Here is a 22,568-nt window from a genome sequence, read left to right on the forward strand (position 1 = left end):
GATATCATGAAAAGACTCATATTATTGTTATGGTTCCATGTTTTAGGAGGGGTATGCCTGTTTGCAGCAAACAAGCCTTCTCCTGTAATGGATTTGTTTGAACGGGTATGTGGACGAAACACATTACCCGTATCCGTCAAATTGAAGAAAGAAAAGGGAGAGACCTATTTCCAGTATCAGGTAAAGGATGGCATCCTGAAGCTTCAGGGCTCGGACAATGTAGCTTTATGCCGGGGATTCTACAGTTACCTGAAAAACAACGGAATGGGAATGTTTACCTGGAGCGGAAACAACATCTCCCTGCCTGCCCAATTGACTGACGAAGACTTGACCACGACCGTTTCACCGTTCAAGAACCATTATTATTTCAATGTCTGTACGTATGGCTATTCCATGCCCTATTGGGACTGGACCCGCTGGGAGCGCGAAATAGACTGGATGGCACTGCATGGCATCAACATGCCCCTGGCGCTTGTAGGCTATGAAGCCATATTGTACCGGGTCTTCCGGAAATTAGGGTTGACAGACGAAGAAATAAACAATTATTTTGTCGGACCGGCCCATCTTCCCTGGATGCGAATGGGGAATATCAGCGGGATAGACGGCCCATTGAACGACGACTGGCACCGGTCGCAAATCGCCCTGCAACATAAGATTCTGGAACGTATGCGCTCGTTGGACATGAAACCTATATGCCCCAGCTTTTCGGGATTCATACCTGAAGCCTTAAAACGAGTTTATCCCCAGCTGCATATTGTCAAGACACACTGGGGCGGCGCTTTTCACAACTGGATGATTTTTCCGACAGAACCTTTGTTCTCCAAAATATCAGAGATGTTCATTCGGGAATGGGAAAAGGAATTCGGGAAATGTGAATATTACCTGGTAGACAGTTTCAACGAGATGGAAATACCGTTTCCGGAAAAAGACAATCCTGAACGCTATGAAATGGCTGCCACGTATGGCGAGACGGTATATAAAGGTATAAAGGCTGCCAACAAAGACGCTGTCTGGGTAATGCAGGGATGGATGTTCGGTTATCAGCGTCATATATGGGATTACAAGACTCTCGGCGCGCTCGTTTCACGCGTACCCGACCATAAGATGCTGCTGCTGGATCTTGCCGTTGACTACAACAAGCATTTCTGGCATTCGGAAGTCAACTGGGAATATTACAAAGGCTTCTATAACAAACTATGGGTCTACAGCGTGATTCCCAATATGGGAGGGAAAGTCGGCATGACCGGAGTTCTGGACTTTTATGCCAACGGTCATCTGGAAGCACTTGCCTCCCCCAACAAAGGCAATCTGATAGCCCACGGCCTGGCTCCTGAAGGAATTGAAAACAATGAAGTGCTTTACGAACTGTTGACGGAGGCCGGATGGAGCGACAAGCCTACGGATGTTCGCTCTTGGCTGGAACAATACAGCAGAAACCGATACGGGAAAGCACCTGCAAACCTAATGTCTGCATGGGACCATCTGTTGAAATCGGTATACGGAACATTCACAGACCATCCACGGTTCAACTGGCAGTTGCGGCCCGGCAGTGTCAAAAACGGTACCATCAACATCTGCGACGACTATTTCAAGGGACTCGAAGATTTTGCCGCAGCTTCCCAAGAATTGGCAGGAAGTACATATTACCGAAACGATTTATGCGAAATGACAGCACACTATTTGGGCGGGAAAATAGAGATATTAACCAAATTGATCGATCAGGAATACCTTCTGGGTGACACCATCCAGGCCAAGTTCCTGCAAAGCAGATTCGAGACGCTGATGCAGGGAATGGACATTCTGCTGAACCAGCATCCCACCCTCAGACTCGGGCGGTGGATTGAATTTGCATCCAAATATGGCCAAACACCTGAGCAGAAAAAACAATACGAAAGGAATGCACGGCGTATCGTTACCATCTGGGGGCCGCCGGTTGACGACTATGCCGCCCGTCTGTGGGGAGGGCTGGTAGGCAACTATTACCTGAACCGATGGAAATTGTATTTTGAAAGCCGGAACAGCGGCAAACCGGCCAATCTGCCGGAATGGGAACGCCAATGGGTGGAAGACAACCATGACGATGCGTATGCTGCAAATGCCATAGACATTGTATCCTTTGCGCACCAAATGATCAGGCTGTCCAAAGACATTTCTGCAAGTGCGCTTAAGGTAGACAATCCCAATATGATAGGAAGTTGGAGCATAAAGGCCGGACAGACAGCCAACATTGAATTCAATGTACCTGCAAGAATGCTGGACGGTTTAAAGACGTTTGCGATAGAAACCATAAAAGGCAACAGTCCCGTCAAGATACTCGGATATGAACTGATTGGAGACGGAACAACCATCTCATCTTCCCAACAAGCCAAAGAGGCCATAAACGGAAAGGCCGTTTATGACATAAATATCCCTGCCGCGGTGAAAGCAAATAATGGCTGCATTCTTCGAATCAAGATTCAGGCAGATTGCAATAATGCAGCCGGTGTGGTAACTAAAAATCCCAAAATCTGAACAGACATATTACATAATTCTATTAACCTCAAACCAATCTCTCTTAAAAACAGATTATAGTCTTCAACAAAAAGATTGATTCAGGAATAGAGATTGTCCCTGCACATCCCAACGGCTGTGACGGACAATCTCTTCTTTTATATGAAGAGCCACAAAGAATCTTTCTGCCGAATGAAAAAAACGGCTTCTCTTGTTTCTGAACAAAAGAAGAATTAATTTTGCGCCCGTTTTCAAGGACCTTATACTAAATTCAAGAAGAAAATGAACGCAAAACTTAAACTCCCATCCAAGCAGGCTGCTATCCACGAAGCCAAGGACTACGTCATGATAGCTTTAGGCATGATTCTATACGGTATCGGATGGACCGTTTTCCTGTTGCCCAACGACATTACAACCGGAGGGGTGCCCGGCATCGCTTCCATTGTCTACTTTGCTACCGGACTTCCCGTACAGTATGTTTACTTCTCCATCAACTTCATCCTGCTGCTCCTGGCCATCCGCATCCTGGGATGGAAGTTCAGCATCAAGACCATTTTCGCCGTATTTACCCTGACTTTCTTCCTGTCGGCCATCCAGCAAGTGACACAAGGTATTACATTGCTTGATGACCAGCCTTTCATGGCATGCGTCATCGGTGCCTCTTTCTGCGGAAGCGGCATCGGCATCGCCTTTTCGTCGAACGGAAGCACGGGCGGCACGGATATCATCGCGGCCATCATCAACAAGTACAGAGATATCACCTTGGGTAAGGTCATGCTGATATGCGACCTCATCATCATCTCGTCCAGCTATTTCGTACTGAAAGATTGGGAGAAGGTAGTATATGGCTACGTAACGCTCTACATCTGCAGCTTCGTGCTCGACCAGGTGGTGAACAGCGCCCGCCAGTCGGTACAGTTCTTCATCATCAGCGACAAATACGAAGAAATAGGCAAACGCATCAATGTCTATCCCCACCGCGGTGTGACGGTCATCAACGCATCGGGGTTCTATACAGGCAAGGAAATCAAGATGCTGTTTATCCTGGCCAAGAAACGCGAATCGGGCATCATCTTCCATCTGATCAAGGAGATTGACCCGAACGCATTCGTATCGCAAAGCGCCGTCATCGGTGTGTATGGCGAAGGCTTCGACCGCATCAAAGGGAAGTGACGGGCACGAAACGGCCTTCCCTCCACACATATTTCAGCAAGGGGCGAATGAAAGGTTTCAACACTTCATTCGCCTCTTTGTCCATGTAGCGGGGCGTAGTGAAGGTAAAGGTCAGCGTATCGCTCTTCGAAGAGAGGTCGGCCATAACCAACGGCATGTCAGCCTGGCTCAAGGCCTGCTGCACACCATTGTCGTCCAAAGAATCAGGGACGGAAAGAAAATCGCTCTGCGCAGGCAGCTGGATGAAGGAAGCCACAGGGAGTTCCTTCCAGTCGGGTGTATAGAAACGGATGTCGCTGTCGGGCACGGGGCCGTTGACGGTAGAAACCGTACATACCACCCGTGTAGAATCGTTCACGTCCAGCATCTTCATCTGCCAGAAGCTGCGGCTTGTCATCTGCATACGGATGTAATCGGGGGTCAGTTCGGTCATTTCGGACTTCTGCCCCAACCGATTGGTCACTTCTGCCTTCATCTTGCTTTCCAGAAAATCGATGAAGTCTGCCTTGTTGACGTCGCTCAGCAAAGGCGTCAGGCTGTCGGGCATCGCCTTGAAGCACTCTTTGGCTGTCTGCCCGAACAAGGAAGCCGTGCCCAAAAGGGCTACAGATATAAAGGTATATAGTTTCTTCATTCTTTCATTCTTTATTGTCACACATTACGGACGAGCAGGCGGCAAGCCTCCTCCAGGAAGCGGGCATCCACGTCGTCGAACGTATTGAGTTCGCTGCTGTCAATATCGAGCACACCCCACACCTCGCCCGCACCGTTCATCAGTGGCACTACGATTTCCGAGCGCGAAAGAGAGCTGCAGGCTATGTGGCCGGGGAAAGCATCCACATCGGGCACCACCAGTGTGCGGGCTTCCTGCCAGGCCGTGCCACAGACACCGCGTCCCTTACGGATGCGCGTACAGGCTACGGGGCCTTGGAAAGGGCCCAGTACCAACTCGTCGCCCACCACCCGGTAGAAACCGACCCAGAAGAACCCGAACGTTTCCTTCAACGCCGCCGCCACATTGGCCAGATTGGCCACTTCATCGGTTTCGCCCGACAGGAGTCCCTTCAGTTGGGGAAGCAACGCGGCATAACGTTCTTCTTTCGTTCCGTTGCTGATATATAAATCTTCCGCCATATAGTATCCAAATGTTATTGTCTGATTTCACGGATGCAAAGATGAGAATTAACGCGGAAAGAAACAAATCGTTTCTAAATTTATTCCTCCCGGCCTGCATTTTCAAGTTCCGCCTACTTCTGGCCGAAAAAACAATCCGAATGAAACAGACAGCCGTACGATTGTAAAAATAAATATATAGCAAAGGCCAAAATCCGGCCAAGCGGCCGACAGACATATTCCGGCGTTCTTCCCGAATGTTTCAAACATTGAGGTCTTATGTTTCAAACATTCCCCCCTTATGTTTCAAACATAGGCCGTCCGGGGTTCAAACCTCGTTTTCCGGTTCCATTTGGTCCACCCGTACATCTGTAAGAATATTTCAGCAAACCCAACAGAAAGAAAGACGTTCACTTTGCCGCCTACCGGCTGCCCAAATAGAGGAAGAACATACCGATGAGTACCAGAATGAGGTCGATTGCCTTGCTCTTCAGATTCTTCTCGTGGAAGAACAGCGCCCCGAAGAAGAAGGATACCACCACACTGCCGCGGCGCACCATCGAAACGATGGAAATCATGGAATCTTCGTAACTGAGGGCATAGAAATAGGCAAAATCGGCCGCACACAGAAACAGGGAAATGAAAACAATGGTCCACTTCCACCGGAAAGGGGTACTTGTCTTTCGCTGCGGATACCACAGGAGCAGGATAATGGGGCACATGATGAACACCTGATAGACATTGTACCACGACTGCACCAGCATGGGATGAAGCCGCGTCATCAGGTATTTGTCGTACAGGCCGCTGACGGCACCCGCTACCGCTGCCAGCACGATGAACAGAATCCATTTGTTGTGCTTGAAGTCAATCCCCTCCTTCTTGCCCGAACGGCTCAACATAAAGAAGGACAGGACAGCAAGCAGCACGCCAATCCACTGATAGAGGTTCAGCCGCTCGCCGAAGACCAGCAGGGCACCGATGAGCACCATGACGGGGCGCGTGGCATTGATGGGGCCAACGATGGTAAGCGGCAAGTGTTTCATGCCAAAGTAACCGAATATCCACGACGAAAGCACGATGAACGACTTCAGCAGGATGTATTTGTGTTCCTCCCACCCGGCCACGGGCATGTCGAACATCGTCCCGCGAAGCACGTCGGGCGCTCCATAGGACAGCAGGATGAAGGGCAGAAACACCAGACTGGAGAAAACCGTATTCAGAAACAAGACAGGCAGCACGGCGTTGTCGCGCAGCGACTCCTTCTTGAAAGCGTCATAAAATCCCAGCAACGCGGCCGAGAGAAAAGCAAGCAGTAACCACATGGGGGAAAAATATAAAATATAAAATATCAAATATTGAACAGATCTTCGGGATAGGTGACATCCACCAGGAAAAGCGCATTGCCCGGCACCGACGTACCGGCCCGGCAACGGTCTTTCTGCTCGATAACCCGACGGAAACCGTCGACATCCATCTTGCCGCGGCCCACCTCGAGCAAGGTTCCTACCACCGCCCGAACCATGTTGCGCAAGAAGCGGTCGGCACGGATGGTAAAGACCCACGTCACGTCGTCCACCTGCGTCCAGGCGGCCTCCATGATACGGCAGTTGTTGGTCTTCACGTCCGTATGCAACTTGCTAAAGCTGGTGAAGTCGGTATAGTCGAACAACGTCCGGGCCGCCTCGTTCATCCGTTCGAAGTCGGGACGCTGGAAAAGTCGGCAACGATATTGCCGGTCAAAAGGGTGCTTGGCCGTCGTAACGTAATACTTGTACATGCGCGAGGTAGCGTCAAAGCGCGCATGTGCTTCGGGCTTCACCGCCCGCAGGCGGTACACCGAGATATCCGGCGGCAGCAGGCGGTTCAGCTTGTCGGTCATGAAAGCTGTATCCAACGGGGCATCGGCATCAAAATGGGCCACCATGAGCGAGGCATGCACCCCCGCATCCGTACGCCCTGCCCCCACTACACCGACCTCGCGGCGCAGCAACGTAGACAGCGCCTTCTCGAGACACTCCTGTACACTCACCCCATTGGGTTGTACCTGCCAGCCATGATAGGCCGTACCATCGTAAGCTAAATCAATGAAATATCGTTGCATCCAATAGACTTTTGGGAGGCAAAGGTACGGATAATCCATGTATTTTGTATTATACAATCCGCAATTTATATACAATGCGGAAAGCAAAATCTGCGTATCTTTGCCTGCAACCTTTAACAACGTAAATTATGACAAAGAAAGTATTGATTTTATCTTCCAGTCCACGCCGCAACGGCAATTCGGACACGCTGTGCAACGAATTCATGCGCGGAGCCGCAGAAGGCGGACACACCGTCGAAAAAATATTCCTGCGTGACAAAACCATCCATTATTGCACAGGATGCAGCACCTGCAGCTTCCTCCACAAACCCTGCCCGCAGAAAGACGATGCGGCGGAAATCATCGAGAAGATGGTGGCAGCCGACGTCATTGTTCTGGGTACGCCTGTCTACTTCTACGCCATCAGCGCCCAGATGAAAACCCTGATAGACCGCTGCTGCGGACGCTATACCGAGATGACCGGCAAGGAATTTTATTTCATCTCGGCCGCCGCCGAAGACGACAATACCATCGCCCAGCGCATTGCCGACAGTTTCCAGGGCTTTCTCGACTGTCTGGAAGGGCCGCAAGTGAAAGGTAACATTTTTGCCGGCGGCGTATGGCATACGGGAGAAATCGCAGGACACCCGGCCCTGACACAGGCCTACGAAGCCGGAAAGAATCTTTAAAGGATAAAGGGAGAAGACCTCGGGAGTAGAAAAACGAAAACTGTCTTTTGCTTTTTGTACTTCCGAGGTTTGCGCTATCTTTGCACGCGGTTTACCGAAAACCACAAAGTAAAACGACTTTAATACAAGCAATGAAAATGAAACTGTTTCAACGGGCCTCGCGCCTCCTCCCCTGCCTGCTGCTGACGGCAGGCCTCGTTTCCGCCTTTGCAGGATGCAAGAAGAAAGACATGTCGATGAAGATGAACGAACCGCGCAACATCCGCGGCGTGGCCAACTTCGGCCGTACCTTCGGTGACCTGAACCAGAAACAGCTCAACGTGGCCCAAGCCATCGGCATCACCCCCATCGCCTCGCGCGAAGAGGCAGAAGAAATGACCGACCGTCTGACTTATATCGAGTCCAACGAACGCTACGCCGTCGACTCACTCACCCACTCCATCCCCTACCTGATACCCGGCGCCGCGGCTCTGCTGGATACCATCGGACAGAACTTCCTCGACTCACTCGCATCCAAGGGCCTCAACCCCAACCGCATCATCGTCACCTCGGTACTGCGCACGGAAAAAGACGTGAAGCGCCTGCGCCGCCGCAACACCAACGCCTCCAGCAACTCCACCCATGCCTACGGCACAACATTCGACGTCAGCTGGAAACGCTTCCAAAAGGTAGAAGATGAAGACGGACGCCCCATGCAGGACGTGGGTGCCGATACCCTAAAGTTGGTCTTGGCTGAAGTATTGCGCGACTTGAAACAGGCCGACCGCTGTTATGTGAAGTACGAAATCAAGCAGGCTTGTTTCCACATCACTTCACGGAAATAACGTTTTCGATGCAATATAAGGTGAATTTCAGATTCTCCAATAATGTAATCCTGACTGAATATTATTTTTAGGCACGGATTACGCGGATTTCACGGATTGACAGCTATTCATAGTTCCGTGTTTTTCCGTGTAATCCGTGCCTAATCATTTTTGATACATCCGCCGACATTTTTTTCGACGCCTGAAGTTTACTCGTCCTTCTCCTCCAGCAGCTTCCACGCCAAAGGCAGGCAGGTAGCGATATCGCCGGCCGTCATACCCGTACGGCCCTGCTTGCGGGCAGCGATGTCACCGGCCAGACCGTGAACATAAACTCCCAGCCGGGCAGCCGTCCACGTATCATATCCTTGCGCCAACAAGGCCACAAGTACTCCCGTCAGCACATCGCCGCTACCACCCGTAGCCATGCCCGGATTGCCCGTCGTATTGAACCAGCACTGGCCCGAGGGAGATATCACCGCCGTGTAGGCTCCCTTCAGTACGATGTGCACGCCGACATTCTTCGCCAGCTCACGCGCCTTCGTCAACCGTTCGTATGAGTTCTGGCATTTGCCCACCAACCGCTCCAGTTCCTTGGGATGGGGCGTCAGGATGCTACCCTTGGGCAATGCGTTCAGGCCCGAACGATGCTCGCCCAAAGCGTTCAGTGCATCGGCATCGATTACCATCGGTGTCTGGCAGGTACGAATCTGTTCCAGCACGGCGTCCACGGTCTGCGGGTCGCGCCCCAGGCCGGGACCGATGCCTATGGCCTGATAGTCGTCCGTATCGGTCGGTTCGGAGAAACGAGTCTCGTTGTAGTCCAGCTCGGTCATGGCTTCGGGTACGGACGACTGTACCATGAAGTTGTTGCAGAAGGGAACATGCATGGTCAGCAACCCCACACCCGAACGCAGGCACCCCCGCGCCGACAGGATGGAAGCCCCCGCCATGCCCTGCGAACCGGCAATGAGCAGCGCACGGCCGAAGTTGCCCTTGTGGGCGAAGCGTCCGCGCGGACGGAGCAGAGAAGGTACCTCGTCGTCATCGGCCAGCTCGAAATCGGTATCCGTTTCTTCGATGGCTTCCTCGCTCAGGCCGATGTCCAGCAGGCGCCATTCGCCTACATAGGCTTCGTTCTCGGCAAAGAGGAAAGCCAGCTTGGGCAGTTGCAGGCTCAGGGTCAGGTCGGCCCGCACGATGTGGGCTGCTATATTATAGGTATTGTCTTCGCCCATCAGCCCCGAAGGTACGTCGATGGCCACCACATGGGCGGGCGAGGCGTTGATATACTTCACCACGGCGGCAAACCCTCCGCCCAACGGTTTGTTCAGCCCGCTGCCGAAGAGGCCGTCCACCACCACGTGGTCTGCCGTCAGTGTGGGAGGGGCAAACTGGGTGGAGATTTCATGGAAAGTGATGCCTTCCACCTGCAGAAGGCGTTCACGGTTCACGGCACAGTCTTCGGAAAGCTTTCCCTGCGGATTGAAGAGGAAGACTTCCAGCCGATAGCCCTGTCCGGCCATCAGTCGTGCCACGGCCAAGGCATCACCCCCGTTGTTGCCGGGACCTGCAAATACTGTGAAAGGCGTGTCAGTATCGGGCCACTGCTCCATGATAGCGTCAGCCAGCGCCCGTGCAGCCCGCTCCATCAGGTCGATGGAGGCAATGGGCTCGTGCTCGATGGTATAGGCATCCAGCTGGCGGATGCCCGAAGTCGGAAATATTTTCATAATGCTTGCTTACAGTTTTCTACAAAAGTAGGCATTCCGATTCTATTTCGCAAATGAAAACGCGTTTCATGCCATCTTTCTGAAAAATGTAGAAGGCAAAAAGGAACGCATTCGCCCGATAATTCGTAACTTCGCGCCGCAAAAACAAAGACCACACATGAATACAACCAACAAACATCCCAAAGGCCTCTATCTGATTTTCGCCACCAGTACGGCCGAGCGTTTCAGCTATTACGGCATGCGTGCCATCTTCATCCTGTTTCTCACTCAAGCCCTGTTGCTCGACACCGAGACGGCTGCTTCCATCTACGGCAGCTACACGGGCCTCGTCTATCTGACTCCGCTTATCGGCGGCTACGTGGCCGACAAGTATTGGGGTATCCGTCGTTCCGTCTTTTGGGGCGCCGTGCTGATGGCCGTCGGACAGTTTCTGATGTTCTTCAGCGCCTCCATGCTCGATGCCCAGGAATTGTCGAGGGGACTGATGTACGGCGGACTCACCTTTCTTATATTGGGCAACGGCTTCTTCAAGCCCACAGTGTCGTCGCTCGTCGGGCAGCTGTACGAACCCGGCGACCGCCGGCTCGACTCGGCCTATACCATCTTCTATATGGGTGTCAACGTGGGGTCGTTCCTCGCTCCGCTTGTCTGCGGCTACTTCGGCGAGACGGGTAATCCGCAGGACTTCAAATGGGGCTTCCTGATTGCCGCCATCGTCACGGTGCTGACCGTCGTGCTGTTCGAGACGCAGAAGAACCGTTACCTCATCGGCCCCGACGGCCAGCAACTGGGTATCGTGCCCGATGCACGCAAAGAGACGGAAAGCACCTCCGTAAAGGCCCAGACGCCTGAGGAGCTTCGGCGCAAACGCCGCAACCTGTGGATATGCAGTGCGATGGTCGTCGTGCTGGCCCTGTTCTTCTACGGATGCTTCGGCAACGACTGGATCAGCATCGGCATCTTCACGGCCTGCATCGTCTTCCCGGCCAGCATCCTGATGGACGGCTCACTCACCAAGATTGAGCGCGACCGCATCCTGGTCATCTACATCATCGCCTTCTTCGTCATCTTCTTCTGGGCAGCTTACGAGCAGGCAGGCGCTTCGCTCACGCTGTTTGCCTCGGAGCAGACCGACCGCGTCATCTTCGGCTGGGAAATGCCTGCTTCGTGGATTCAGTCGTTCAATCCCTTCTTCGTCGTCATCCTGGCAGCCGTCATGCCGGGCGTATGGGGAGCACTGGCGCGTCGGGGTATGGAACCCACGTCGCCCACCAAGCAGGCCATCGGCCTGCTGCTCCTGTCGCTCGGCTATCTGGTCATCTGCTTCGGCGTGAAGGACGTGCAGCCCGGCGTCAAGGTAAGCCTCATCTGGCTGACCGGCCTGTACTTCATCCACACGATGGGCGAGATTGCCCTTTCGCCCATCGGCCTGTCGATGGTGAACAAGCTGACACCCGTCCGCTTCGCCTCCCTGATGATGGGCATCTGGTACCTGTCCACAGCCACGGCCAACAAGTTTGCCGGTACGCTCTCGGGCCTCTATCCCGAGGCGGGAAAGGTGAAGACGCTGATGGGCTACCGCATCGAGACGATGTTCGACTTCTTTCTGGTGTTCGTCGTCATGTCGGCCGCCGCGTCGCTCATCCTCTTCCTGCTGTCGAAGAAATTGCAGAAGATGATGCACGGAGTGGAATAAATTCGCTACCTTTGCACCAATTTAATAATCACAAGTCCCATGGATAGCATACAGATTAAAGACAAGAAATTCACCGTCTCCATCAAGGAGGAGGATATACTGAAAGAAGTGAGCCGCGTGGCCGACGAAATCAACCGCGACCTGGCAGGCAAGAACCCGCTGTTCCTGAGTGTGCTGAACGGTTCGTTCATGTTCACCGCCGACCTGATGAAACGCATCACCATCCCCTGCGAGATATCGTTCGTCAAGCTGGCATCCTACCAGGGTGTGTCGTCTACCGGTGTCATCAAAGAGGTTATCGGCCTGAACGAAGAAATCTGCGGACGAACCATAGTCATTGTGGAAGATATTGTGGATACGGGTCTCACCATGCAACGTCTGCTCGAAACGCTGGGTACCCGCGGCCCGAAGGAGATACACATCGCCACCCTGCTCGTCAAGCCCGAGAAACTGAAGGTGGATCTCAACATCGAGTATGCCGCCATGCGCATTCCCAACGACTTCATCGTGGGTTACGGACTGGATTACGACGGCTTCGGGCGGAACTATAAGGACATTTATACAGTAGTAAACGAATAGCAGCGATGAGCGGTTAGTGGTAAGTGGTGAGCATTCATCCCTGACCGCTAATCGCTTACCGCTAACCACTAACCACTAAATAAAGATATGTTGAACATTGTAATTTTCGGTGCCCCCGGCTCTGGCAAGGGCACACAAAGCGAGAGAATTGTAGCAAAGTATGGCATCAACCACATCTCCACGGGTGACGTGCTGCGTGCCGAAATAAAGAACGGAACCGAGCTGGGCAAGACAGCCAAGGGTTACATCGACCAGGGCCAGCTCCTCCCTGACAACCTGATTATCGACATCCTGGCTTCCACACTGGACAGCTTCAAGGATTCGAAAGGCGTCATCTTCGACGGCTTCCCCCGCACCATCGCACAGGCCGAGGCTCTGAAGAAGATGCTGGCCGAACGCGGACAGCAGGTGAGCGTGATGCTCGACCTCGACGTGCCCGAAGACGAACTGATGAAGCGCCTCATCCTGCGCGGACAGCAGTCGGGCCGTGCCGATGACAACGAGGAGACCATCAAGAAGCGCCTCACCGTTTACCACAGCCAGACCGCTCCGCTCATCGACTGGTACAAGCAGGAAGGCCTCTACGCCCACATCAACGGACTGGGCGAGCTGGAGACCATCACTGCCGACATCTGCAAGGCGATTGATGCAGTGAAGTAAATCACTCCGCACTACAAGCAAACACTCACCACAGATTACACGGATTCGCACAGATTGTTTTCAATCGTCTGTAACGGTCTGCGTAATCTGTGTTTTTTATATCCGCACGGAGCCTTCCGCTTACTTTGCCAATTCCATTTCCACCCACTCCACTTTGTCGGGCACCAGCGTGCGCTCCGCCACCTGCCCGTTCTGCATTCTCCGATATTCGGGAATGAAACGCACCTGCAATTTCGAGAACTGCTGTCCCGATACCTCCTCGGGGGTATCTACTCCCTGACCTTCCGCACGACCGGTCAGATAGAACGTACCAACCCCCTTCAGTTTCACCGAGTAGCCGGCCTCCAGCATGCCGCCCAACACCTCACCAAGCCCCAACAATACGGCATAGGTATCACCCTTACTGACGGTAGAGATCTGTGAAAGCCGTTCCGCCACCTGGTCCGTATCCATGGTTCCTACCGTAAAGGAACGCGGATACCACTTGCCATTCATTTTCTGCTTCTTGTAAAATGCCATAAACCTAACGTTTTTAATCCGATTCATATTCTCCCTTCCCTATCGGCCCAACCCCGTTAACCGGAAGGCTCAAGAGAGATAACCCTATGCTTCAGGCAACAATCATCCGGGATGATTCCGGCAATCATTGCCGATGATTCATACAATCATCCCGGATGATTCCTTCCTTTTCGGCAAAGATAACATACCCGAAGCATATATGCAAGCCCGACAAGGTTATATCCCCACATCATAAAATCACAGACTTGTATCACAAAAAAATTTTATTTACCTTTGTCGCAGTCAAACAATGATTTTTACAAAACTCAGGTCTTACTTAATCATTCATTTACACATGAAACACTGTATCATCACCATCTACTTTCTGGCCTCCTTCATTGGGGGTATCCAGGCACAGACTTCCAAAAGTTATTCCATCGAATCGGCCGTCCGATTCATCGAACTGGCACGGGCTGCCGAACAGGGGAAGCAACCTTCCGAAGCCGATTGGGAAGCATTGTTTGCGACCAAAGGCTATCAGTCGTTCTTCAGTATCCGCACCGATTGGAAAGAATGGCAGCAGAATATCCGCAAGGCATTCACCACAGTCTTCGACCCTGCTTGCCGGGCCATGGCCGACAGCATCGCCCTGCAACCGATGGCAACGGACGCGCCTTTTGAAAATTACTTTATCGTAAACTTCTATCAGATCCGCCAGCGGATGGATTCGCTGGAACATTTCTTGCACCATTCTGATTTTGAACAACTCATGAAACAGGCATACAGCCGGGTGAAAGAGTTCCTGCCGGCTGATGCGAAAGATTTGCCCCTGGCCGACCTGCCGATGTTCTACCTGGCTTTCGACCCGGAGTCGCGCGCCATGGGCGGAGCCGTATTCTTCGACATCAACCAGGTGTATGAGGACGGCAAGGAAGGGTTCATCAACACAGCTGCCCACGAACTGCACCATCACTACATGGATGCGCTCTGGGACTTGCGCTATCCGAAGGACTCGGACGACCCGGCACTGACGGCCCTCGTATACAACCAAATGGAAGGCACGGCCGACCTCATCAGCAAACCTGAAATGCCCGTCACCAAACTGGGACTATACGGGCCGGAGATTGTCAAGATGTACAACGACGACTATGCCGCAACCCCCGAAGTACTGAAACAACTTGACAACCTGACGTGCGACTATGCAGCCGGAAAAATTACAGCCGAGCAATTTGAAGAGGCCGCCGGCTGCGCCCACTTTGGAGGACATACCACCGGCGACTACATGGTATTTCTCATCCGTGACCAATTGGGGCTTCAGACTGCCATCGACTGTTTTTGCGACATACCGGCCTTCGTCCGCCGCTACAACGAAGCAGCCGCCAAAGCCGACACTTATGTCTTTTCCGATGCATTTGTGCAATATATAGACAAGGTGTGCCAAGAAATGAAAGGCGAATAGCTTCCTATATCCTAATGTATGCGAAATTATTCGTATCTTTGCCAACGCATCTATAATATTATAGCATTATGGCAGAATCGAACTTTGTAGACTATGTAAAGATATACTGCCGCTCGGGCAAGGGCGGCCGAGGTTCCACACACATGCGCCGCGCCAAATACGTGCCCAACGGAGGGCCTGACGGTGGCGACGGCGGACGCGGGGGGCACGTCATCCTGCGCGGCAACCGCAACTATTGGACCCTGCTCCACCTGCGCTACGACCGCCACATCATGGCCGGTCACGGCGAAAGCGGCTCCAAGAACCGCAGCTTCGGCAAGGACGGCGAGGACAAGGTCATCGAGGTGCCCTGCGGCACGGTGGTCTACAACGCCGAGACGGGCGAGTACATCTGCGACGTCACCGAGCACGGACAGGAAGTGATCCTGCTGAAGGGAGGACGCGGCGGACTGGGCAACTGGCACTTCAAGACGGCCACCCGTCAGGCTCCGCGCTTCGCACAACCCGGCGAGCCGATGCAGGAGATGACCGTCATCATGGAGCTGAAGCTGCTGGCCGACGTCGGACTGGTGGGCTTCCCAAATGCAGGCAAGTCGACCTTACTCTCGGCTGTATCATCAGCCAAGCCGAAGATAGCCAACTATCCGTTCACGACGATGGAACCCAACCTGGGCATCGTGTCCTACCGTGAAGGCAAGTCGTTCGTCATGGCCGATATCCCCGGCATCATCGAAGGAGCCAGCGAAGGCCGCGGACTGGGTCTGCGCTTCCTGCGCCACATCGAACGCAACTCGCTGCTGCTCTTCATGGTGCCCGCCGACAGCGATGACATCACCAAGGAATACAACATCCTGCTGAACGAACTCCGCAACTTCAACCCAGAAATGCTGGACAAGCAGCGCGTGCTGGCCATCACCAAGTGCGACATGCTGGACCAGGAACTGATGGACGAGATAGAACCCACCCTGCCTCAGGACGTGCCCCACGTGTTCATCTCAGCCATCTCGGGCCTCGGCATCAACGTGCTGAAGGACATCCTGTGGGAGGAACTGAACAAGGAGAGCAACAAGATTGAGGGCAAGATAGAAAGCATCGCCCACCGCCCCAAGGACATGAGCCACCTGAAGGAGGAGCTGGCCGACGAAGGCGAAGACGAGGACCTCAGCATCGAATATGTAGACGAGGACGACATCGAAGACCTCGAAGACTTTGAATACGAGGAAGAGGACTGGGAGGACGACAAGCAATGAGCCGCCTCAGCCCCGACAAACGAATGTTGGAGTATGCATTAAACGATGCATGCTCCGACATTTTTGCTTTCAGCACCACCCGTCACGGTGGCGTCAGCACGGGCACCTATGCCTCGTTGAACTGCACGCCCTACACAGGCGACCCGGCCGAGAACGTCCTCCGCAACCAGGAACTGCTTCTGGAAGCCTTGCCGCAACGCCCGCAGGAGCTCGTCATCCCCTGGCAGACGCACGGCACGGCCTCCCTCGTCATCGACACCGACTACCTGCAAGCCGACCCTCAGACACGCCACGAGCGCCTGCAAGGCATCGACGCCCTCATCACCCGCGAGCGGGGTATCTGCCTCTGCATCTCGACGGCCGACTGCATCCCTATTCTATTGTATGACCAAAGGCACCGCGCCATCGCCGCCGTCCATGCCGGCTGGCGGGGAACGGTGAGCCGCATCGTTCGGCACACGTTGGAGCGGATGCAAACGCTCTACGGCACAGAGGGCAAAGACGTGCAGGCTGTCATCGGCCCAGGCATTTCGCTCGCCGCCTTCGAAGTGGGCGAAGAGGTGTACGAAGCCTTCCGCGCCGCCGACTTCCCGATGCCCTACATCGCCGAATGGCACAACGATACCCACAAGCATCACATAGACCTGTGGGCCGCCAACCAGCTGCAACTGCTGGACTTCGGTCTGCCCGACACGCAGATAGAGACCGCCGGCATCTGTACCTACACCCGCCACGAAGACTTCTTCTCTGCCCGCAGGCTGGGAATCAAGTCGGGCAGGATGCTGTCGGGAATCATGATTAACCCCTAACAACCCTATGATTATGTACAACCTCACCGTATCCGAAGAACTGAAATCGCGCTGCCCCGAATACTGCGGAGCAGCCGTCTATGCCGAAGTGACCAATACGCCTCATAGCGAAGGCCTTTGGCAGGAAATAAACGCCTTCACCGAAGAACTGCGTGCCGCCGACAGCACCGAAGGCATCAAGCACCAGCCCGCCATTGCCGCCACCCGCGAAGCCTACAAACGCTGCGGTAAGGACCCTAGCCGTTACCGTCCCTCTGCCGAAGCTCTGCGCCGGCGTCTGCTCCGCGGATTGGAGCTGTATCAGATTGATACGCTGGTGGACCTCATCAACCTCGTCTCCCTGCGTACGGGCTACAGCATCGGCGGTTTCGATGCCGACAAGATACAGGGCACCGACCTCTGCCTGGGTATCGGCCGGGCCGAAGAACCGTTCGAGGGCATCGGCCGCGGTGTGCTCAACATCGAAGGCCTGCCCGTCTTCCGCGACGCCGTGGGCGGTATCGGTACCCCTACCAGCGACAACGAACGTACCAAGATGGACGTCGGTACCCGCCACATTCTGGCCATCATCAACGGCTACGACGGCGACACCACCCGTCTGCAACAGGCTGCCGAAATGACACAGGAACTTTTAAGGAAATATGCCTCATCCGACGGAGGAAACATTCATTACTTCGAATGAAAACAGTGTTATTCCTCCTCATCTGTCTTCTGCTCCCTCTACAGATACAGGGCCAGCAGAAGACAGGCACCTTCTCCAACATGGAGGTGAACCACATCCGAGTGGCTACACCGGGACTGTTCGACAAGAGTAAAACCATCCTGCTGCACCTCGACAGCCTGGGGCAAAAGGACTATTGCTTCCCCCTGCCCGGCGGCAAAGTTATCTCGCCCTATGGACGGGGCGGCGGGCGGCATACAGGTATCGACATCAAGACGCGGGCCAACGACACCATCCGCAGTGCCTTCGCCGGCGTGGTACGCATGTCGAAACCCTACAGTGCCTACGGCAATGTCATTGTGGTACGCCATCCCTCCGGCCTGGAGACCGTCTACAGCCACAACTCCAAAAACCTGGTGCAAAGCGGCGACACGGTAAAGGCCGGGCAGGCCATCGCTCTGACAGGCCGTACAGGACGAGCCACTACCGAGCACCTGCACTTCGAAACACGCATCAACGGCCAGCACTTCAACCCCAACATTCTCTTCAACATGAAGGAAGAAAGCCTGCGGCACGAGTGCATCCGCTGCACCAAGAATGCAAACGGCATCGTCGTCAAGCCGGTGTTGAAAAATAACAGTACGAAGTGACACGGTTTTCCAAACGTTTCACTACCTTTGCAAGGCATTTCAATGAACAATTAAAACATATCAATGATAGAAAAACTGATTGTCCTCGAAGATATCGACCCGGTCATCTTTTACGGCGTAAACAACGCCAACATGCAGCTGATCAAGGCCCTTTACCCCAAATTGCGCATCGTGGCACGCGGTAACGTCATCAAGGTGCTGGGCGATGAAGAAGAAATGTGTGCCTTCGAAGAAAACATCATCAAACTGGAGAAGCACTGTGCCGAATACAACTCGCTGAAGGAAGAAGCCATCATCGACATCATCAAAGGCAATGCTCCGCAAGCGGAAAAGAGCGGCAACGTCATCGTGTTCAGTGTGACGGGCAAGCCCATCATTCCCCGAAGCGAGAACCAACAGAAGCTGGTGGATGCCTTCCACAAGAACGACATGGTATTTGCCATCGGCCCGGCCGGATCGGGCAAGACCTACACCGCCATCGCCCTGGCCGTGCGTGCCCTGAAGAACAAGGGAATCAAGAAAATCATCCTCAGCCGCCCCGCCGTGGAGGCAGGCGAGAAGCTCGGCTTCCTGCCCGGCGACATGAAAGACAAGATAGACCCGTACCTGCAACCGCTCTACGACGCCTTGCAGGACATGATACCCGCCGCCAAGCTGAAGGAATACATGGAACTGAACATTATCCAGATAGCTCCGCTGGCCTTCATGCGCGGACGTACACTGAACGATGCTGTCGTCATCCTCGACGAAGCTCAGAACACTACGACTGCCCAAATCAAGATGTTCCTCACCCGTATGGGCATGAACACCAAGATGATTGTGACGGGCGACATGACGCAGATCGACCTCCCCTCCTCGCAGACTTCCGGCCTCGTACAGGCCCTGAAGATACTGAAAGGTGTAAAGGGTATCAGCTTCATTGAGCTGAACAAAAAGGATATTGTGCGACACAAATTAGTTACTCAAATTGTAGAAGCGTACGAAAAATTTGAGAAAGAACAGAAAGAGAAAAGAAAGGAGGAAAAGATATGAAGCGATGCTTTTCTTTTCTAAAAAATTATTTAGCTACTAACAGATTACAATATATAAAAGGACCTTTATCTATTTTTGAACAAGACAATGATGATATCAATCAAATAGATAATTTTCCTGCTATTTATTTTTTTGTTAGTAGAAAACAACATTTCATTTTACCAACAGGAACTTCTCCCATAATTTATATTGGTAAATCTGACAAATTAAGAACAAGGTTATTACAACATATTAATCATTATCGTAATGATGACCCTAAAAACTATTGGTCTTACAGCAGATATAATTACATGCGAATGGAGGGAGGAACAGAGCTTTATTATTTACGAGTTCAAGGAAAAGAAAATTCTAAAGCATTGGAAAGTAAAGTTTTAGAAAATTATTATGATAAATATAAAGCATTGCCTGTAGGAAATGGAGCTTTCTCTTATAGATAACTATGTATTAAAATGATATAATTATGAAACAAGCGTTAACTAAAACTGATTTCAACTTTCCGGGACAGAAGAGTGTCTATCACGGAAAAGTACGTGACGTGTACAACATCAACGGCGAAAAGCTCGTCATGGTAGCAACCGACCGTATCTCGGCCTTCGACGTCATCCTGCCGAAAGGTATCCCCTTCAAGGGCCAGATGCTGAACCAGATTGCCGCCAAGTTCCTCGATGCCACGACCGACATCTGCCCCAACTGGAAGCTGGCTACACCCGACCCGATGGTAACCGTCGGCGTAATGTGCGAAGGTTTCCCTGTAGAAATGATTGTTCGCGGTTACCTCTGCGGCTCGGCCTGGCGTGCTTACAAGAGCGGTGTGCGTGAAATCTGCGGCGTACGTCTGCCCGAAGGAATGAAAGAGAACCAGAAGTTCCCCGAACCTATCATCACCCCGACGACCAAAGCCGAAATCGGTGAACACGACGCCGACATCTCCAAGGAGGAAATCCTGGCCAAGGGTCTGGCTACTCCCGAAGAATATGCCCTGCTGGAGAAATATACACTGGCCCTCTTCAAGCGCGGTACAGAAATTGCTGCCGAGCGTGGCCTCATCCTGGTAGATACGAAATATGAATTCGGAAAACACAACGGCCAGATCTATTTGATGGACGAAATCCATACACCAGACTCCAGCCGCTACTTCTACAGCGAAGGCTACGAAGAGCGTTTCGAGAAAGGCGAACCCCAAAAGCAGCTCTCCAAAGAATTCGTACGCGAATGGCTGATGGACAACGGCTTCCAGGGCAAGGAAGGCCAACAGGTTCCCGAGATGACCGACGAAATCGTGACCTCTATCAGCGAACGCTACATCGAACTGTACGAACACATCACCGGCGAGAAATTCGTTCGCGAAGCTGCTGAAGACATTGCTGCCCGTATCGAAAAGAACGTAACGGAATACCTGAGCAAGTAACACAAGCAGTCTGGAAGCGTACCTGCTTCTGACACATATTACGCGGATTACGCGGAATGACACGGATTACGATAATCCGCATTCCACGTAATCCGTATTTTTTTTGGATTCCCCAACCACTATATAACACAGCATCCTGCAGTTGAATTATCAACCTGATTTACTTGCCACAAACTTATGATACCCTCAAAAATAAGGGAATAGAAGGATATGTTGGAAAATATACCATAAGATGCACACGGAACTACTTATTTTCTTAACTTTGCGCAAGAATATACCCCAATTATGGATTATCCACAAGAACATATCAAACCATACGGTGAAGAAGGGACGAAAGCTGTACAGGTAGAGCGCATGTTCAACCACATCGCTCCTACGTACGACCAGCTGAACCATACCCTCTCGATGGGTATCGACCGAAGCTGGCGCAAGAAGGCTATCCGTACGCTTCGCCCTTACAGCCCCCAACGCATGCTGGACATAGCTACCGGTACCGGAGACTTTGCCATCCTGGCCTGTCGCGAACTGCAGCCGCAGTCGCTTGTCGGTGCCGACATTTCGGAAGGCATGATGGAAGTGGGCCGTGAAAAGGTACGTCAGGCAGGTCTTGCAGATACGATATCTTTCGCCCGCGAAGACTGTACGGCGCTTTCTTTTGCCGATGCCACGTTCGATGCAGTGACCGTCGCTTTCGGTGTCCGCAACTTCGAACATCTGGATACGGCACTCGGCGAAATGTGCCGCGTACTCCGTCCCGAGGGACATCTGGTCATCCTCGAACTGTCTACGCCCGACCGTTTTCCCATGAAGCAGCTCTTCACCCTCTATTCCAAAGTCGTGATGCCGGTTATCGGCAAACTGATATCCAAGGACAACAGTGCTTATACCTACCTTCCCGAAAGCATCCGTGCCTTTCCACAGGGAGAGGTGATGCAGCAGGCCATCCGGCAGGCCGGGTTCAGTCAGGTACGCTTCCGGCGACTGACATTCGGCATCTGTACCCTTTATGTAGCAACCAAATAAATCTACCTTTCAATTATGGACAAATACGGTTTAATCGGCTATCCGCTGAAGCATTCGTTCTCCATCGGATACTTCAACGAAAAATTTCAATCTGAAAACATCGATGCTGAATACGTGAACTTCGAAATTCCACGTATCGAAGATTTTATGGAAGTTATCGAAGAGAATCCCAACCTTCGCGGCCTTAACGTAACCATTCCCTACAAGGAACAGGTCATCCCCTATCTGGACGAACTGGACAAGGATACCGCCAAGATAGGAGCCGTAAACGTCATCAAGATCATTCCACAGGCCAAAGGGAAAGTGAAACTGGTAGGTTATAATTCGGATATCATCGGCTTCACACGTTCCATCGAACCGTTGCTGCAACCTCATCATACGAAAGCCCTCATTTTGGGAACGGGAGGAGCTTCGAAAGCAGTTTTCCACGGATTGGCCAATCTGGGCATCCGCTCCACTTTCGTATCGCGTACCAAGAAAAATGATGAGGTGCTGACCTATGCCGAACTGACACCTGCAATCATGCAGGAATATACCGTCATCGTGAACACTACCCCGCTGGGTATGTATCCCAAGGTCGATTTCTGCCCGGATATTCCCTACGACCAACTGACGCCGAAGCATCTGCTCTACGACCTGTTGTACAACCCCAGTGAAACGCTTTTCATGAAAAAGGGTATGGAACAGGGAGCTACCGTAAAGAACGGGCTGGAAATGCTGCTGCTTCAGGCATTTGCAGCATGGGAAATATGGAACCGATAA

Annotated in this window: 23 protein-coding genes; 17 read left to right on the top strand and 6 right to left on the bottom strand. The window is 52.6% G+C overall.

What is annotated here, in order from left to right; all coding sequences use genetic code 11:
* Positions 1–6 precede the first annotated feature (6 nt).
* The gene (locus tag RDO88_RS02520) at positions 7–2,511 is read left to right on the top strand and encodes an alpha-N-acetylglucosaminidase TIM-barrel domain-containing protein (RefSeq protein ID WP_307757864.1); all 2,505 of its coding nucleotides are present in this window, start codon (positions 7–9) and stop codon (positions 2,509–2,511) included.
* 261 nt (positions 2,512–2,772) lie between these two features.
* Positions 2,773–3,663, top strand: a complete 891-nt coding sequence (locus tag RDO88_RS02525) for a YitT family protein (RefSeq protein WP_307757865.1) — start codon at positions 2,773–2,775, stop codon at positions 3,661–3,663.
* On the opposite strand, the gene RDO88_RS02530 is transcribed toward RDO88_RS02525, so the two are convergent.
* From RDO88_RS02530 to truA, 4 genes are all read right to left on the bottom strand, one after another.
* Positions 3,650–4,297, bottom strand: coding sequence for a DUF3256 family protein (locus RDO88_RS02530; RefSeq protein WP_307757866.1), 648 nt, complete (start codon positions 4,295–4,297; stop codon positions 3,650–3,652). The genes RDO88_RS02525 and RDO88_RS02530 overlap by 14 nt on opposite strands.
* Before the next feature lie 17 nt (positions 4,298–4,314).
* Positions 4,315–4,797: a GAF domain-containing protein gene (locus RDO88_RS02535; protein WP_307757867.1), complete on the bottom strand. Its 483-nt coding sequence runs from the start codon at positions 4,795–4,797 to the stop codon at positions 4,315–4,317.
* Between the two features lie 401 nt (positions 4,798–5,198).
* Positions 5,199–6,098, bottom strand: coding sequence for an EamA family transporter (locus RDO88_RS02540; RefSeq protein ID WP_307757868.1), 900 nt, complete (start codon positions 6,096–6,098; stop codon positions 5,199–5,201).
* A gap of 26 nt (positions 6,099–6,124) precedes the next feature.
* Complete coding sequence (truA, locus tag RDO88_RS02545; protein ID WP_307757869.1) at positions 6,125–6,877, bottom strand: tRNA pseudouridine(38-40) synthase TruA; 753 nt, start codon at positions 6,875–6,877, stop codon at positions 6,125–6,127.
* Positions 6,878–7,005: 128 nt separating this feature from the next.
* Between truA and RDO88_RS02550 the strand changes: the two genes are divergently transcribed.
* Together RDO88_RS02550 and RDO88_RS02555 are read left to right on the top strand one after the other, a co-directional pair.
* Complete coding sequence (locus tag RDO88_RS02550) at positions 7,006–7,545, top strand: NAD(P)H-dependent oxidoreductase (protein ID WP_307757870.1); 540 nt, start codon at positions 7,006–7,008, stop codon at positions 7,543–7,545.
* 137 nt (positions 7,546–7,682) lie between these two features.
* On the top strand, positions 7,683–8,369 hold the full coding sequence (locus RDO88_RS02555) for a DUF5715 family protein (protein WP_307757871.1): 687 nt from the start codon (positions 7,683–7,685) through the stop codon (positions 8,367–8,369).
* Positions 8,370–8,557: 188 nt separating this feature from the next.
* Here RDO88_RS02555 and RDO88_RS02560 read toward each other — a convergent pair whose 3' ends face one another.
* On the bottom strand, positions 8,558–10,081 hold the full coding sequence (locus tag RDO88_RS02560; RefSeq protein WP_307757872.1) for an NAD(P)H-hydrate dehydratase: 1,524 nt from the start codon (positions 10,079–10,081) through the stop codon (positions 8,558–8,560).
* A 157-nt stretch (positions 10,082–10,238) separates the two neighbouring features.
* On the opposite strand from RDO88_RS02560, the gene RDO88_RS02565 reads away from it, so the two are divergent.
* The 3 genes from RDO88_RS02565 to RDO88_RS02575 all read left to right on the top strand — a co-directional run bounded on the left by RDO88_RS02565 (position 10,239) and on the right by RDO88_RS02575 (position 13,016).
* A complete protein-coding gene (locus RDO88_RS02565; RefSeq protein WP_307757873.1) occupies positions 10,239–11,777 on the top strand; it encodes an oligopeptide:H+ symporter in 1,539 nt (512 codons plus the stop codon).
* Positions 11,778–11,816: 39 nt separating this feature from the next.
* A complete protein-coding gene (gene hpt, locus RDO88_RS02570) occupies positions 11,817–12,356 on the top strand; it encodes a hypoxanthine phosphoribosyltransferase (RefSeq protein WP_307757874.1) in 540 nt (179 codons plus the stop codon).
* Positions 12,357–12,443: 87 nt separating this feature from the next.
* Positions 12,444–13,016, top strand: a complete 573-nt coding sequence (locus tag RDO88_RS02575) for an adenylate kinase (protein ID WP_022021068.1) — start codon at positions 12,444–12,446, stop codon at positions 13,014–13,016.
* A 120-nt stretch (positions 13,017–13,136) separates the two neighbouring features.
* Here the strand turns inward: RDO88_RS02575 and RDO88_RS02580 are convergent, their stop codons facing one another.
* The gene (locus RDO88_RS02580) at positions 13,137–13,535 is read right to left on the bottom strand and encodes an HU family DNA-binding protein (RefSeq protein WP_022021069.1); all 399 of its coding nucleotides are present in this window, start codon (positions 13,533–13,535) and stop codon (positions 13,137–13,139) included.
* A 334-nt stretch (positions 13,536–13,869) separates the two neighbouring features.
* On the opposite strand from RDO88_RS02580, the gene RDO88_RS02585 reads away from it, so the two are divergent.
* From RDO88_RS02585 to RDO88_RS02630, 10 genes are all read left to right on the top strand, one after another.
* The gene (locus RDO88_RS02585) at positions 13,870–14,973 is read left to right on the top strand and encodes a DUF5700 domain-containing putative Zn-dependent protease (RefSeq protein ID WP_022021070.1); all 1,104 of its coding nucleotides are present in this window, start codon (positions 13,870–13,872) and stop codon (positions 14,971–14,973) included.
* A gap of 68 nt (positions 14,974–15,041) precedes the next feature.
* Entirely contained in the window at positions 15,042–16,223 is a 1,182-nt protein-coding gene (gene obgE, locus RDO88_RS02590) for a GTPase ObgE (RefSeq protein WP_302458351.1), read from the top strand.
* Positions 16,220–17,032, top strand: coding sequence for a peptidoglycan editing factor PgeF (gene pgeF / locus RDO88_RS02595; RefSeq protein ID WP_307757875.1), 813 nt, complete (start codon positions 16,220–16,222; stop codon positions 17,030–17,032). The genes obgE and pgeF overlap by 4 nt, the downstream gene beginning before the upstream one ends.
* Positions 17,033–17,045: 13 nt before the next feature.
* Positions 17,046–17,714, top strand: a complete 669-nt coding sequence (locus tag RDO88_RS02600) for a phenylalanine--tRNA ligase beta subunit-related protein (RefSeq protein ID WP_307758027.1) — start codon at positions 17,046–17,048, stop codon at positions 17,712–17,714.
* Positions 17,711–18,343, top strand: a complete 633-nt coding sequence (locus tag RDO88_RS02605) for a peptidoglycan DD-metalloendopeptidase family protein (RefSeq protein WP_307757876.1) — start codon at positions 17,711–17,713, stop codon at positions 18,341–18,343. The genes RDO88_RS02600 and RDO88_RS02605 overlap by 4 nt, the downstream gene beginning before the upstream one ends.
* A gap of 63 nt (positions 18,344–18,406) precedes the next feature.
* Positions 18,407–19,375 (top strand): PhoH family protein, encoded by a 969-nt coding sequence (locus RDO88_RS02610; protein WP_307757877.1) that lies wholly within the window; start codon positions 18,407–18,409, stop codon positions 19,373–19,375.
* Positions 19,372–19,812 carry a hypothetical protein gene (locus RDO88_RS02615; RefSeq protein WP_302458355.1) on the top strand — a complete coding sequence of 147 codons (441 nt, stop codon included), beginning with the start codon at positions 19,372–19,374 and terminating at the stop codon, positions 19,810–19,812. The genes RDO88_RS02610 and RDO88_RS02615 overlap by 4 nt, the downstream gene beginning before the upstream one ends.
* Before the next feature lie 23 nt (positions 19,813–19,835).
* The gene (locus RDO88_RS02620) at positions 19,836–20,783 is read left to right on the top strand and encodes a phosphoribosylaminoimidazolesuccinocarboxamide synthase (protein ID WP_307757878.1); all 948 of its coding nucleotides are present in this window, start codon (positions 19,836–19,838) and stop codon (positions 20,781–20,783) included.
* Positions 20,784–21,068: 285 nt separating this feature from the next.
* A complete protein-coding gene (gene ubiE / locus RDO88_RS02625; RefSeq protein ID WP_307757879.1) occupies positions 21,069–21,806 on the top strand; it encodes a bifunctional demethylmenaquinone methyltransferase/2-methoxy-6-polyprenyl-1,4-benzoquinol methylase UbiE in 738 nt (245 codons plus the stop codon).
* A gap of 15 nt (positions 21,807–21,821) precedes the next feature.
* Positions 21,822–22,568, top strand: coding sequence for a shikimate dehydrogenase (locus tag RDO88_RS02630; protein WP_307757880.1), 747 nt, complete (start codon positions 21,822–21,824; stop codon positions 22,566–22,568).

Source organism: uncultured Mediterranea sp. (assembly GCF_902493215.1).
Lineage (GTDB): Bacteria > Bacteroidota > Bacteroidia > Bacteroidales > Bacteroidaceae > Bacteroides.